Below are 14443 nucleotides of genomic sequence, written 5' to 3' on the forward strand. Positions count from 1 at the left end.
CCTGCCCCGATGAGGCGCAGCACCGCATTCCTGCTCATGGCGGCCGCCGCCGTGGCCTTCATGGCTCCGGCGCTCTTCACGGGCCGGACCTTCGGCGCGACGGACCTGCTGATGACGTACGCGCCGTATCGCGAATCGTTCGCGACCGCGCCGCCGGTCGGCAACCCGCTCCAGTCGGATCTCGCGCAGCAGCTCTCGTTCGTCGGGGAATTCTGGTCGGCGGCGCGCGACGGGCGGCTCCAGCTCTGGGAACCGGATGTCGGCGGCGGGATCCCGCTCTTCACCGGCATGTACAACCAGCTGATTCCGCCCTGGTTCCTCGTGTTCCTCGTCGTGCCGGTCGCGCTGGGCACCACGATCGGGATGGCGATCGCGCTCTTCGTCGGCCAGATCGGCGTCTACGGGCTGGCCCGTCGGTTAGGCCTGTCCGTGTCGGCGGCAACCTTCGCCGCGGTCGCGTACGCGTTCAGCGGTCCCGTCGCCGCGATGCTGCTGCGCATCCACGGAGCGCTGCTGTTCCCACTCGTGCTGTTCGCGATCCACGGCGCCGTCACGGAACCCAGCCGACGCGGACGTTACCTCGCGCTGGCCACGGTCGCGATGGTATTCGTGTGGTCGTCGGGCTTCCCGTTCGCCGGCGTCACGATCACCTACGTCGCCGCGGGCTGGGTCGCCTATCTCGCCGTCGCGCACTCGAAGGGCCAAGACCGAGGGCGTCGCCGCCTCTCCGCGATCGTCCGGCTGGGCGCGCCCGCGGCCCTGGCGCTCGTCGCCGGAACGATGATCGCTTCGGTCCAGCTGCTCCCGAGCTCGGAGTTCCTCTCCGAGACGGGATTCCTCGACCGGCGGTTCCCGAACTCGTACAACGTCGATCTCGCCCATCTCGGAGGATCCGGTGTCTCGGGACGATTCTTCGGCGCGTACCAGGACGGCGACTGGTGGTGGCCGGAGATCGGCGGCTCGAACCCCTTCGAGGCGTCGTTCACGACCGGCCTCGTCGCGCTGGTCTTGCTCGGCGTCCTGGTCGCCGGCGTTCGTGGGCGCTCCGACGTTGATCGCTCCCTGACACGTTTCATCATGCCGGTGGGGTTGCTCGTTCTCGCCGGCACGTACGTGGGTGGCATCGTGCTGGCCGCGCTTCACGTCCTTCCCTACACGGTCAACAATCCCGTCGGCCGCGCCCGGTTCGTCGGATCGCTGGCCGTCGCCTTGGCCGCCGGTTACGGGCTCGACGCGTTCGTGACGCGTTCGCGCGAGCGCGGCCGGGCTTCGCTCGCGCTGCGCCTGCAGCTGGCCGCGCTGTTCGGAGCGATCGCCGTGGGGCTCTACTTCGCCGCCCGGGCGGCGAGCCGGCTGGATAAGCTCGGCGCCGTCGCGCGCGACCTCGCGGTTCCCGCCGCGGCGGCGCTCGTCGCCCTCGGCGCATTGTTCCTCGTTCTTCGCCGGAGCAAGGCCGCGGGCGTCCTCATCGTCATCGTTGCCGCGGCCGCCGAGCTGCAGTGGGGCGCCTGGGGGTTCGTGCCGGCGTCCGATCGCGACGCCTTCTATCCACGGGATCCGGCCTACGCCGCCATCGCCGGCGACGTCGGGCCCGGCGGCGCGTACCGCTTCCTCGGGCGCGACCGGAACACGCCCCGCTTCGACACGGCTGCGTTCCTCGATCTGAAGGACGCGCGAACCGCGTTCCCCCGCATGAAGCGCTACCAAGATCTCTGGGTCGCGCTCGACCCGAACGTCTTCCGCGTCAACCGGTACAACCCAACCTTCGACGCGCTCGACCCCGGCTCCCCGGTCCTCGATGCGCTCTCCGTCCGGTACCTGGTCGAGCCGCTGCACCGGGCTGCGCTCGAGACGACCCGCGGCTCGATCGTCGAGCGCACGAGTCGCGAGCCCCTCCCTATGCAGCTTCGGGTCGCCGTTCCCGCAACGGGGATCCGGTCGCTGATCCTTCCGTTACGAGCCGCCGACCAGACCTGTCTCGACGGATGGGTCGAGCTGCGCGCCGGACCGGTCCTCGCACGACGGCTCCTGCGAGAGGTCGACGGGGTCCGTTCGAACTTCGTGCTCCCCGACGTCGGGCGGCCCGGCTCGACCCTCACCGTGGATCTTTCGAGCACGTCGTGTCCGGTGGCGCTCGGCGACGGCGGCGTCGAGGTACGGGCGCCGGAGCGAGACGCCGTGCTCCGCATCAAGAGCATCGCCGGCTGGGTCGTGTACGAACGATCCTCCGCGATCCCGCGCGCTTCCCTCGCACGGTCCACGATCGCGATCGCCGATCAGGCCGAGACCATCAGCTTCATGTCGCAACGTCCCGCCGGCGGCGCGGTGGTCGTCGCGGGTGCGTTCGGATCGCGCGAGCTCGGAGGAGGCACCGCGGAGCTCGTCGTCGACCAGCCCGACCGGATCGTCGTCCGCGCAACCAGCGACGGGGCCGGGCTCCTCGTTCTTCGCGACGTCGACGCCCCCGGCTGGCGCGCGTCGGTCGACGGAGGGCCTGCGCCGATCATCGCCGCCGACCACGCGTTCCGAGGGGTTGCGGTACCGGACGGGACGTCGCTCGTGGAGTTCCGATACGACCCGCCCACCTATCGCGCCGGGCTCCTGCTGGCGCTCGCCGGGCTCCTGCTCGCGATCGCACTGGTCGGAGGACCCGCGATGGGGCGTTCGCTGACGCGACGAAAGCGGACCGCTACAGTGGGATCACCCGAACCCGGACGGACCCATTGACAGCGGTTGACGACATCCTGACATCCATCGAGCGATGGACGTGGACCGCCGGCGTGCTCGGCCTTGGGTACGTGGGCCTGCCGCTCGTCGTCACGATGAGCCGGGCCGGGATCCCGGTGACCGGGTTCGACGTCGACGGCGGCGTGATCCCCGCTCTGGCGGAGGGTCGATCGCACATCGACGACGTGTCCGACGAGGATCTCACCGAAGCGTCCGAACGAACGCGGTTCACGGCGTCGCCGGAGGATCTCCGGAGCGCCGACGTGCTGTTCATCTGCGTGCCGACGCCGCTCGCGGTCGGGAAGCAGCCGGACATGACGTACATCGAGGGCGCGGCTCGCGTGGCGGCATCGGTGCTGCGGCCGGGCCACACCGTCATCCTCGAGTCGACGACCTATCCCGGCACGACCCAGGATGTCGTCCTCCCGATCCTTGCCACGAGCGGCCTGAAGCTCGACGAGGATTTCCTGCTGGCGTACTCGCCCGAGCGCGTCGATCCCGGGAATCCCTCGTTCCGGACCGCAAACATCCCGCGCGTCGTCGGCGGTGCGTCGCCCACGAGCACGCGCGCCGCGGCGTCGATATACCGGCGATTCGTCGAGAAGGTTCATCCCGTCTCAGACGCACGAACCGCCGAGATGGCGAAGCTCGTCGAGAACACGTTCCGGTGGGTGAACATCGCACTCGCGAACGAGCTGTCGTCCGTCGCCAGAGCGTTCGGCGTCAACATCTGGGAGGTCATCGAGGCAGCGGCCACCAAGCCGTTCGGGTACATGCCGTTCTATCCGGGGCCCGGCGTCGGCGGACACTGCATCCCGTTGGACCCGTTCTACCTTCAGTGGGCCGCTCGCCGGACCGGCGAGGGGACGCGGTTCATCGAGCTCGCGGAATGGGTCAACGCACGGATGCCGCAGGTCGTGGTCGCGCGGGTTATCCAAGCGCTCAACGCTCGCGGCGTCGCGATGCGGGACGCCGGGGTCGTCGTGCTCGGGGTCTCGTACAAGCCGAACGTCAAGGACTATCGCGAGTCCCCGGCGATCGAGTGCATGCGCAACCTCTTGACCTGGGATGCCCGCGTCTCGTACGTCGATCCGTTCGTCCCGGAGCTCACCTTCGATGAGCAGGCGATGGAGGCCGTTCCGCTGACCAGGGAAGTCGTCTCACAGGCGGATGTCGTCCTGATCCTGTGCGACCACGACGCGATCGACTTCGAGCTCGTCGCGCGGAACGCAACGCTCATCGTCGACACGCGGAACGCGCTGCGGCGGCGTTCGATCGACTCGGAGAACCTGATCCTCCTCTGAGCCTCGCCCGCTAGGCGCGCCGGAGGATCACCGTGTCCTGGAACGTCGGGACGCCGGTCCGGCCGGCCCAGGACCCGAAGAGGATCGGCCCGTCGATGGCGAGGTCCGACTTGGCGACCTGCTCGCGCACCCAGGTCTCCTCGTAGCCGACGGCGTGCAGCGGGTTCTCGGGGTCCATGAACCGCGTGAACTCGTTCAGCTGATGGGCGAGCTTGTACCGGCAGCGATCCTCGCGATCGAGCTCGGCCCAGTCCTCGTTGAGCAAGAACATCGTGGCGTTCACGCGGCCGTTCGGCGCGATGATCCGGCGAAGCTCGGAGAGGTAATGAATGACCTCGTCGGGATACATGTGGGTGAAGACGCTCAGGAGCACCGCGATGTCCGCAGTGGAATCGGCGGTCGGCAGCGCGACGGTGGTCGGCTGCAGCGTCCCTGCCGGGTTGTAGCGGTCGTTCCGGATGTCGAGATGCTGGAACGAGAAGCGACGCCGGGCGTGCGGCCTCAGATTCTTCTGACACCATTCGACGTGTGGCTTGAGGATGTCCATGCCGAGATAGCGCCCCTTGAACCCATCCCAGCGCAGGAGCCCGTGCGCGAGTCGTCCGTAACCGCATCCGACGTCGACCACGTACGACGCCGGGGTCAGACCGGCGTACTCCTGGAGCTGCGCGACGACTTCCTCACCGAACGCCAGGAAGCCCTCGTCCGTGTCCCCCATGAATCGCAACGACGACGGTGGTAGCGGAAGGCGTCTGCGTCTCATGTTCTCTCCTGATCCGGCCGCGCATGGAACGCGCACGCCATTCTATGAGAGCCCGTTCTCCGCCCGAGGCTGCGGAGGATCAGGACGTGACCGGTTCGCGCCGGGATTCGAGAGACTGCGGAGTCCCCGTGGTAGCATCTGGCACATCCGCCGCAGCCGGGCGGTCTCGGCGTTGAACCCACCTGGGAGGTGCGCATGAAGGCGGTTCGTGAGCGTGGGACGATCGGATCCCTTCTGTTCGTCCTGATCCTCGCAGCCGTTTCCGGCTCGGCATACATCGATGCGGGATCCGGAAGCTACATCTTGCAGCTCGTCATCGGGGGAGCCGTCGGCGCAGCCATGGCCGTCGTCGCGTACTGGCGTCGCATCCGCGCAGCAGTAGGTCGCCGCCTGTCGCGCAAGGGCTGATGCCGGTCGAACGTCTCGGGGGATCATTCCGAGACCCCGCCGGCTTCGTCTTCACCCGTGACGGCGTTCTCCTCCGCCAGATCAACGAGCTCCACCGCGAGCACTGGGAACGTTTCCTTTCCTCCGACCTCCACGATGCCCTCGTCGAACGCGGGCTCATGGTTGCCTCCGAGGACGCGCCTCTCGATCGTGCCGCGGCGCCGGGCGCGTACAAGGTGGTCCGCCCCGAGCCGATCCCGTTCATCTCCTATCCTTACGAGTGGTCGTTCGGCCAGCTGAAAGCCGCCGCGCTGGCCACGCTCGAGATCCAGGGCCTCGCCCTCGACCACGGGATGTCGCTCCGCGACGCGAGCGCATACAACATCCAGTGGCTGCGGGGGAAGCCCGTTCTGATCGACTCGCTGTCCTTCGAGATCCTGCGCGAGGGGGAGCCGTGGGTGGCCTATCGTCAGTTCTGCCAGCACTTCCTGGCGCCGCTCGCGCTCGTGGCGCACGTCGACGTCCGGTTGCAGCAGCTCCTCCGCATCCACATCGACGGGATCCCGCTCGACCTCGCCAGCGAGCTCCTGCCGAAGCGTTCGCGCATGAAGCCCACACTGATGCTCCACATCCACGCGCACGCGAAGAGCCAGAAGCGCCACGCGAGCGACGACCCGAAAGCTTCCGCCAAGGGCCGTTCGTTCGGGATGCGCGCCTTCCGGGGCATCCTCGCGAGTCTCGCCTCGGGCATCCGCGGGCTGGAATGGGATCCGCCCGAGACCGTGTGGACGGACTACTACTCCGACGCCGGCAGCTACACGCAGGAAGGGACGGAGCACAAGCGCATGCTCGTCTCCAAGTTGATCGAGGAGGTCGGCCCGGCGAGCGTGTGGGATCTCGGCGGCAACGTCGGCACGTTCGCACGGATCGCGTCCGAGAAGGGGATCCCGACCGTCTGCCTCGAGATGGATCCCGGTTGCGTCGAGCAAGCGTTCCGTGACGCCGTCGTCGGCGCCGGAGACACGAACTTCCTGCCGCTGCTGATGGACCTCACCAACCCCAGCGCGCGCATCGGCTGGCAGAACACCGAACGGTTCTCGCTCGCCGACCGCGGCCCGGTCGATCTCGCGCTGGCGCTGGCGCTCGTCCATCACCTGGCGATCGGCAACAACGTTCCGCTGGGACGGGTGGCCGAGTTCTTCGCCGAGCTGTGCCGGTCCTTGATCATCGAGTTCGTGCCCAAGAGCGACCCCAAGGTGAAGATCCTGCTCACCTCGCGCGAGGACATCTTCTTCGACTACACGATCGACGGGTTCGAGCGCGCGTTCTCGCAACGGTTCAGCATCGAACGACGCGAGAGCGTCACCTCGTCGGAACGCACCCTGTTCCTCATGCGGAGGAAGGCGTGAGTGATCCGGAGGCGGAGCCCGGCTCGATCGGGCTCGGCGATAAGCCTCGCCGCCCTCAGATCCCGCTCTACCCGATCCTCTTCGCCGCCTTCCCCGTCCTCCATCTGTTCCGCACCAACCTCGACGAAGTGTCCACCGGCCAGGCGCTCGGGCCGCTCGGGCTCATCGTGGGTGGCGCGCTGGTACTGCTGGCGCTCGGCTGGCTCGTGCTCCGGGATGTCCGGCGCGCGGGCCTCATCGTCACGCTGTTCCTGCTCCTTTTCTTCTCGTACGGCTACGTCGCCGACGCGGTCGCGAGCTGGGATGTCGCCGGGGTGGCGATCGGCCGGGATCGTTACGTGCTCGCGCTGTGGGCGCTGCTCCTCGTGGGCGGTGGTTATCTCCTCCTGCGCGTGCGCCGGTCGCTCCCCGACGTCACGAAGATCCTCAACATCGTTGCCACCGCGCTCATCGTGACGAGCGTCGTTCCGATCGCCGCCGACAAGCTCGGCGGACCGGCAGAGATCGGCGCGGCGTCCCAACCGTCGATCACCGCGACGCGCCGGGAAGCCGCCAACGACAAGCGGGACATCTACTACATCAACTTCGATCGGTACGGCGGTGAGGAGTCCTTGCAGGCCTACTTCGACTTCGACAACCGCCCGTTCCTGAGCACGCTCGAGTCGAAGGGGTTCGTCGTCGCGCACGACGCGCACGCCAACTATCCGAACACCGCCCACTCGATGACGTCGATGCTCAACATGACCTACCTCGACGAGGTTGCGAAGCAGGTGGGAACCTCAGGCGATTGGACGCCCCTGTACGGGATGCTCAAGCAGCACCGGGTCGGGAGCTTCCTCAAGTCGCAGGGCTACCGCTACGTGCACGTCGGCTCGTGGTTCGAGCCGACGCGGACGAACCCGCTGGCCGACCTCAACGTCACGTACGACCCGCTGTCGGAGTTCTCCCGCACCCTCCTCGAGACCACACCGCTCGAGCCGCTCTCGAAGGCCTTCGGATTCGGGGACGACAAGCTCGATCCGCGACGCGTGGCGTGGGCGCGGGTGTTGTTCCAGCTCGAGCAGCTCGTTCGCGTGGGGAACGACGGGAAGCCAACCTTCGTGCTCGCGCATATCATCATGCCGCACGAGCCCTACGTCTTCGAGCGCGACGGCGGCTTCCTCAGCCAAGAGGATATGAAGCGGCGACACTGGCATCGGAACTATCTCGAGCAGCTGATGTTCGCGAACGCGATGATGACGAAGGTGGCGGATCGACTGCTGGCCGGGCCGGACGCCTCCGACCCGATCATCATCTTCTCGTCGGACGAGGGGCCGCCCCCCGGTAGCGACACGGCGAACCCGAGCGACGATCCGACCTCATGGGTGAGCAAGACCCCTCGCCAGCTGCGTCAGAAGTTCGGGATCCTCGCGGCCTTCCACCTTCCCGGCATCGCCGACCCGGGGATCTCCCCGTCGATCACGCCGGTGAACTTCTTCCGCAAGGTGCTCTCGCTCTACCTCGGCGCCGATCTCCCGCCGCTCGCCGACAAGAGCTTCGTTTGGACCGACAAGGACCACCTCTACGATCTCATCGACGTGACCGGCAAGCTGACTTCCTGATGGATACCTGATGGCGAAGCCCGCCCGACGGTCCCGACCCCGGCGCGTCATCCGGGCGATCGTGCTCCGGACGCCCGTGTTCGGCGATCTGCTCCGCGAGCGCACCATGCTGCGCGTCCAACGCCGGGCGCTGCTTCAGGACGCCGAGAATCTCCGGATCGCCGTGGGGCAGCTCCTCACGGAGGTGCACAAGCTGAAGAAGTGAAGCCCGACCCGGTCAGGCTCGCTCGACGAGCTCGCGGAGCGCGGCGCAGAACTCCTCGGACAGCTGCGACATCGGGGCGGCCAGGGCCTTCTTGAACGCGGCTTCGCGGTAGTGCTCCCGCTTGAGCTCGTCCCCGCGCATCATCGCCTGGGTCAGGCCGGCCGGGTCGTCGAGGTCGAATGTGATCGATGCGTCCGGGGTCAGCAGCTCGGCAACACACCCGCGCGCCGGGGCGATCACCGGGCGACCGAACGAGAACGCGAGCATCACCGAACCGGAGTTCAGCACCTCGCGATGCGGCAGCACCACGACGTCGGCGGCGTTGATATAGAGCTGCAGGTCCGTGTCGGGGATCCGGTTGAAGTTGCCGATGATCCGCGGATCGGCTTCGCAGCGATCGATGAGCTCCTCGACCTCGGGGAAGGGGCTGGGCGGACCGACGACGATCAGCCGGCTCTCGGGCTTCGCCCCGGCAACGGCGGAGAACGCGTCGAGCAGCGCATCGACGCGCTTGTACGGCCGGATCCCGCCGACGAAGCAGAACACCGTGTGCTCGGGCTTCAAGCCCAGCTCGGCGCGCGCGCGTTCCTGGTCGATGACGTTCGGATAGACGTCCACGTAGCTGGGATGTGGAACGACGACGATCTTGTCCGGCGGCAGCGTGTAACGCGCGGAAACGAGCTCGGCCGTCCCCTCGCACATCACATGGATCAGGTCGGCGCGGTTCGCGAGCTCCTGCCGGAACGCGGCCTCTTCGTCGGGGAACCGGCACTCGTGCGGGAGCACGTTGTGCACCGTCCAGACGAGCCGCGCACCGCGCTCCTGCAGCGCCGCGACCGTCGACAAGAACTTCCGTCCGTGCTGCCGTGCCTCCTTGGGCGTCAGCCCGGCCCCGAGGATCGGCGCCGTCCAATGGACGTGCACGACGAGGTTCCGGCCGAAGGACGCGAGCCGTGACCCGGCGAGCGTGGCGACGTCCTCGACCGGCAGCGCGGTCACGCGCTGTCTCGTCCCGGCCGAATACAGCATCTCCGCGTACGGGTTCCCGGGAGATTTCGGGTAGTAGGCTACGGCGATCCCCCGCGAGGTCCCCTCGCGCGCGTTGAGGTCGCGCAGGAACGTGTCGAGCTCGGCCGCGCGATGCTCGAAGGTGTGCTCGCGGATCACGACCTCCTGGAGCTTGGCGACGAGCGCCTGCGCCTCGGCCGGCTTCGCTAGGAAGCGGCCGATCATGGCCTCGAGCTCCTCGGGCGTGGTGTAGGACGGCACATCCCCGAGGCCGATGTCGCGCAGGCCCAGGACCGCGTTCGTGATCGGCAGCGACCCGGAGATCAGGCACTCGTACACGCGGGAGTTCACGTTGCCGTACGGCTGCGTGGTGTGATTCTGATCGTCGAGCACGATCGCGGCCTGGCGGTAGAGCGACGGGAGCGTAAAGAAGCTCGTCGGCCCCTTCCACGCCGGGAGGAGATCCTCGGCCATCCCCCGCTCCTTGCCGTAGATGGCGAGCGGGAAGTCGAGGCGACAGCTGCGCAACGCGCGGAAGAGCTGCCGCTCCCGCCCCCAGAGGTTGACGGTCGTCACGACGCCGTGGCGTGGCGTCGACGGAGCGGCCGGCTCGAAGAGCTCGGCGTCGACGCCGATCCGCAGAACGCCGGTGACGCCGGGGTACACCTTCGTGATCTCGGCCAGCGTCCGCTCGGACGAGCCCAGGACCGCGTCGTACAACGCGAGGGAGGGCACCACCTTCCACTCGTCGGTTCGGTTCCGGATCCACGCGATCCGGGTCAGGTCCGGCGGGAGGCGAAGGAGATCGACGTCGTCCAGGAGCGCCAGGAAGATCTCGGTGCCGTCGGGGACGTCGTACCAGCGGTCGCGCGGCAGGTACACCACCTCGAACCCGAGACGTTCGAGGTAGCGTCCGAGCCCGACGGCCACGTAGACGTCGCCACGGCCCTCGAAAAGGTCGACGGTGTACACCGCCATCGCGATGCGACGCTTCCCGGTCTGGAACGCGGTCTTGGAGACCGCCTTCAGGTACGCGTCCCGGACCCCGGCGGCCTCGGTCAGCTCATGGTCGGCGATGACCTTGGGCATGCGGGCCGCCTTCTCCACGGGCGTGCCCGCCGTGAGCCCGCGCCGGATGCGCCGCCGGCGGATGCGCTCGAGCGTCGCGCCGGGGTTGCGAAGCGCTCGCAGCACCCCGAACGCGAACCACCCGGCCCGCCACAGACCCGAGTCGTAGATCTTGGAAAGCCGGCGGTGGTAGGTGGCGGATTCCTCGCGAGCCCGCTGAAGCTGCGCCTTGAGCAGCTCCTCGGAGCGCTCGGCGGCCTCCTTCTGCGCCGCGAGCATCCTCGTCGCTTCCTCGAGCGCCCGGCGCAGGTCCTCGGGATCGGCCCCCGCGTACGGCTCCTCCCCGGCCGGCGGTGCGGCTTCGGGGTCGCGCGCGGATTCGTCCGGGGCGTTGCCCTCACGCACCGGCGTACTCCTTCCAGGTGAGCGCGTTGAACTCCGGCCGCACCCCGTCGCGGCCCTCGGTGCCGTCGGCGATCGCGGCCGCGACGAGGGCCTCGTACGCGCCGAGCAGCTCCGGGTCGATCTTCCTGCGCCACGCCGACAGCGAGCGTTCGAGGTCCTCGAGCATGACCTCGAGCGGCGACGAAGTGAACGTCCGCCCGAACAGGATCCGGTTCCGCACGAAGTAATAGACGTAGTAGGGCGCCGGCACGCTTCCCCACGAGCGCCGGAAGTGCCGCACGCGCGAGCGCGGCTCGAGCAGCACCTTCCAGCCGGCGCGGCGCGCACGGACGTTGAAGTCCGTCTCCTCGAAGTACAGGAAGTAGCGTTCGGGAAGGAGCCCGATCTCGTCCAGGAGCTGGCGGCGCACGAGCATGCTCGCGCCGGTCGCGTAGTCGATCGGCATCACGCTTCGCGCCTTGACCTCTTCCTCGGGCTTGCCCATGTCGGGCAGGACCGGCTTCCCGCCCTGGTTCCAGTCGATCCGGCCGCCGTTGAACAGCAGCGTGCTTCCGTCGTCGCCGCGAACCAGCCGGCTGCCGACGATCCCGGCTTCAGGGAATCGGGACATGGTCCGCGCCAGACGCTCGAGGCTGTCGGGCTCGACGACGGTGTCGGGGTTGAGGATCCACACGTAGTCGGCGTTGCGTTCCAAGGCGTAGCGGATGCCGAGGTTGTTCCCGCCGGCGAACCCGAGGTTCTCCTCGGACTGGATCAGCGGCGTCGTGCCGATGCCGGCCGTCAGCTCGGCGCGGGCGGCAGGGTCGGAACCGTTGTCGACCACGACGAGGAACTGATTGCGATACGTGCTCCGCCGGAGCGACGCGACGCAACGGACGGTGTCGTCGCTCCTCATGTAGTTGAGGACGATCGTGTAGATCCGGGGCGGGAACGAGGTCACGGGCACAAACTACCCGCGGGCAAGGGTCGCCTCAACGCGGTCGAGCCTCCGTGGCTGGTCACGGCGTCAGCGGCCGGGAACCGGCCGGGCGACGACGAGCACGATGTCCCCGAGCCACCCGAACGGGATGCGGGGGTCGGCGACGGACGCCAGCCCCCGCACGGCGCGCGCGACCTTCTCGTTCTGCCCTTCCATCCGGCCGGCGACGTACGAGAGCTTGAACGACCGGGGCGCGACCTCCCACTGGACCATCCGGAAGCCGGCGCGCGAAAGCATCTCCGACAGCGTCTCGGGGGCGAAGTAGTGAAGGTGCGAGCGGATGAACCACGGCCAGGTGCGCCCGCGCAGCCGGGAGTGAAGCCCGTCCACATTGACGGTCGAAAGCACGAGCATGCCTTCTTCGTCGGTGACACGCCGCAGCCGCCGGAGCGCGGCGAGCGGATCGCTCAGATGCTCGAGCACGTCGAGCATCACGATCGAGTCGGCGCTGCCGGGTGCGTCGGCGAGGTCCTCGATCGTGCCCTGGCGGAGGTCGACGCCGAAGCGCTCGACGCCCTGCTCGACCGCCCACTTCGAAGGTTCGATCCCGCGCGCCTCCCAGCCGTGCTGCCGCGCGACGTCGAGGAAGACCCCCATGTTCGAGCCGACCTCGAGCAGCTTGCGGCCGCGCGCGACGTAGCCTTCCATCGCGCCGGCGATCCACGAGAAGAGCTCCCGGCGGCCGGCCTCCTCGATGAGGTACTCCTCGTCGACGACGCGGCGGTAGCCCTCGATGATGTCCTCGCCGCCGATCGTCGGAACGGCCGAAACCATCCGGCAGCGGCGGCACTGAACGATGTCGTCGTGGCTCGACAGAGCGCTCGTCGTGCACGCGAACTCGCTCACCGGCACGTCCCCGTGCGCGGTCGCGCGATAGACGAGGACCTGATCGTTCGCCCCGCAGAGCGCACACGCGCGCTCGACCTCGGGCCCGTCGCCGAGCTTGCGAGCCTTGCGGCGCTTCGCCGCGACGGGGTACCGGCTCCCGCGGCGACCGCGCTCCCCGAACCGCTTCGAGGCGTACCCGACGCTTCCCGTGACGTACTTCAGCGAGCGCGACACCGAGATCGACGACGACTCCTTGGTATAGCGCGTCGGGATCGGGACCTCGACCACGCGCTGACCGGAGGTGACCGCGTCGATCAGGAACTGCGAGTCGAACATGAAGTCGTCGGAGTAGCTCCGGAACGGCATCGAGAGCAGGCACGTGCGCGTGTAGGCGCGCAGGCCCGAGTGCATGTCGGTGAACCGCGCCCCGAGCAAGAGGTTCTCTACGGTCGTCGTGAATCGGTTGCCGAGGTACCGGTACAGCGGCATCCCGCCGCCCATCGGGTCGCCGAGCCCGGCGAACCGCGACCCGAAGGTCATGTCGGCGTCGCCGGCCAGGATCGGCGCGATCAGCAGCGGCACCGCCTTGGGGTCGTACTGGTAGTCGGGATGCAACAGCACGATGACATCGGCGCCTGCGCGAAGCGCCTCGGCGTAGCAGGTCTTCTGGTTGCCGCCGTAACCACGGTTGACCTCGTGGACGTGGACCTCGATCCCGAGGTCGCGGGCGAGCTGCACGGTCTGGTCGGAGCTCGCGTCGTCCACCAGGATGAGCTGATCCGCGACGCCGGCCGGGATGTCGGCCACCGTCTTCGCGAGGGTTGCCTCCGCGCGGTAAGCGGGAAGCGTGATGACGACCTTGGGCAAGGGAGCTCCGAGCCGATCTCGACGTTCCCATGTTAGCCCGCCCCGCAGCACGAGGACGGAACCGGGCGTAGCAAGGGGGCGTACGGGACACGAGCTGTTAGAGTTGCTCAGGGTGGCATACCACCAGCGTCGACACTCGTACACGATCAGTATCTCCCCCATCTTCGACTCGTACAGGGCTTGCGTGTGATACGCACCGCGGCTGTCATCGCAGGATCGATCGCCGGACTTGGAGTCGTCGTAACCTGGCTCGGGAGCAGGGATCCGATGCGGCGTGGCCGGATCGCGGCGATCGCCTCGGGGTCGTCGATCGTGGTCGGGATCGCGCTCGCCTGCTCGGCGCTCGTAACGCTCGGCGATCAGACTCTTTCCTTCGCGCGCGCGAACCAGACGGAGGTCGGACGGCTGCCGCCGCCCATGCCGGAGGCCCTGGTGTCCGCGGCTCGGAGCGAGCTGCGCCGGGGGGAAACCTGGACGCTGTACACGGCGAGCGGTCGCTGCCGCGAGGACGCGCTCCGCTATTTCTGGATCGCGTTCAGGCTTCTGCCGAATGCGGCGGAATGCGACAAGGTTGCTTCCGTGATCATCGCATATCGCCTCGACGACTTCGCGGAGGTCCTTGGGAACGTCGTCGCGAGAGGGAACGGTTGGGAGGTGATCCGCCCATGAGACCCGCGGTCGCTGGGCTGCTCACCACCGTCGTGCCGGCCATAGTCGGCCGCCGCTGGATCTCCGGCGCGGCGCCGTTGCGGTGGGGCGCAGGAGGCCTGCTCGGGTTCGTCTTCCTCGGATGGGGCGCGATGCTGGGGGGCCTGCTCGGCGGTGTCCTGCCGGGCGCGTTCGTCGTTCTGGCCGGCGCCTGGATGCTCGGACCCCGGTTCCGCATCCGCCT

General features: G+C 68.4%; 12 protein-coding genes. 8 read left to right on the plus strand and 4 right to left on the minus strand.

Features of this window, described 5'->3' with window-relative positions; translation table 11 throughout:
- Positions 1–9: 9 nt before the first annotated feature.
- Together WEB06_03640 and WEB06_03645 are read left to right on the plus strand one after the other, a co-directional pair.
- Positions 10–2727, plus strand: coding sequence for a hypothetical protein (locus WEB06_03640; GenBank protein MEX2554707.1), 2718 nt, complete (start codon positions 10–12; stop codon positions 2725–2727).
- Complete coding sequence (locus tag WEB06_03645; GenBank protein MEX2554708.1) at positions 2724–4031, plus strand: nucleotide sugar dehydrogenase; 1308 nt, start codon at positions 2724–2726, stop codon at positions 4029–4031. The genes WEB06_03640 and WEB06_03645 overlap by 4 nt, the downstream gene beginning before the upstream one ends.
- 10 nt (positions 4032–4041) lie before the next feature.
- Here the strand turns inward: WEB06_03645 and WEB06_03650 are convergent, their stop codons facing one another.
- Positions 4042–4794, minus strand: coding sequence for a class I SAM-dependent methyltransferase (locus WEB06_03650; protein MEX2554709.1), 753 nt, complete (start codon positions 4792–4794; stop codon positions 4042–4044).
- Between the two features lie 195 nt (positions 4795–4989).
- On the opposite strand from WEB06_03650, the gene WEB06_03655 reads away from it, so the two are divergent.
- Genes WEB06_03655 through WEB06_03670 form a run of 4 tightly spaced genes read left to right on the plus strand, consistent with a single transcriptional unit; the run spans position 4990 to position 8396 of the window.
- Positions 4990–5202, plus strand: coding sequence for a hypothetical protein (locus WEB06_03655; GenBank protein MEX2554710.1), 213 nt, complete (start codon positions 4990–4992; stop codon positions 5200–5202).
- Positions 5202–6590, plus strand: a complete 1389-nt coding sequence (locus tag WEB06_03660) for an SAM-dependent methyltransferase (GenBank protein MEX2554711.1) — start codon at positions 5202–5204, stop codon at positions 6588–6590. Before WEB06_03655 ends, WEB06_03660 begins: the two co-directional genes overlap by 1 nt.
- Positions 6587–8191, plus strand: a complete 1605-nt coding sequence (locus WEB06_03665; GenBank protein MEX2554712.1) for a sulfatase-like hydrolase/transferase — start codon at positions 6587–6589, stop codon at positions 8189–8191. The genes WEB06_03660 and WEB06_03665 overlap by 4 nt, the downstream gene beginning before the upstream one ends.
- Before the next feature lie 10 nt (positions 8192–8201).
- Positions 8202–8396, plus strand: a complete 195-nt coding sequence (locus WEB06_03670; GenBank protein MEX2554713.1) for a hypothetical protein — start codon at positions 8202–8204, stop codon at positions 8394–8396.
- A gap of 12 nt (positions 8397–8408) precedes the next feature.
- On the opposite strand, the gene WEB06_03675 is transcribed toward WEB06_03670, so the two are convergent.
- The 3 genes from WEB06_03675 to WEB06_03685 all read right to left on the minus strand — a co-directional run bounded on the left by WEB06_03675 (position 8409) and on the right by WEB06_03685 (position 13551).
- Complete coding sequence (locus tag WEB06_03675) at positions 8409–10877, minus strand: glycosyltransferase (protein MEX2554714.1); 2469 nt, start codon at positions 10875–10877, stop codon at positions 8409–8411.
- On the minus strand, positions 10870–11817 hold the full coding sequence (locus WEB06_03680; GenBank protein MEX2554715.1) for a glycosyltransferase family 2 protein: 948 nt from the start codon (positions 11815–11817) through the stop codon (positions 10870–10872). The genes WEB06_03675 and WEB06_03680 overlap by 8 nt, the downstream gene beginning before the upstream one ends.
- Before the next feature lie 66 nt (positions 11818–11883).
- Entirely contained in the window at positions 11884–13551 is a 1668-nt protein-coding gene (locus WEB06_03685; GenBank protein ID MEX2554716.1) for a bifunctional glycosyltransferase/class I SAM-dependent methyltransferase, read from the minus strand.
- Positions 13552–13737: 186 nt separating this feature from the next.
- On the opposite strand from WEB06_03685, the gene WEB06_03690 reads away from it, so the two are divergent.
- Both WEB06_03690 and WEB06_03695 read left to right on the plus strand, forming a co-directional pair.
- Entirely contained in the window at positions 13738–14220 is a 483-nt protein-coding gene (locus tag WEB06_03690; protein ID MEX2554717.1) for a hypothetical protein, read from the plus strand.
- Positions 14217–14443 (plus strand): hypothetical protein (locus WEB06_03695; GenBank protein ID MEX2554718.1); only part of this gene is annotated, 227 nt, incomplete at its 3' end. The genes WEB06_03690 and WEB06_03695, both read left to right, overlap by 4 nt.

This window comes from Actinomycetota bacterium (assembly GCA_040905475.1).
GTDB lineage: Bacteria > Actinomycetota > AC-67 > AC-67 > AC-67 > DATFGK01.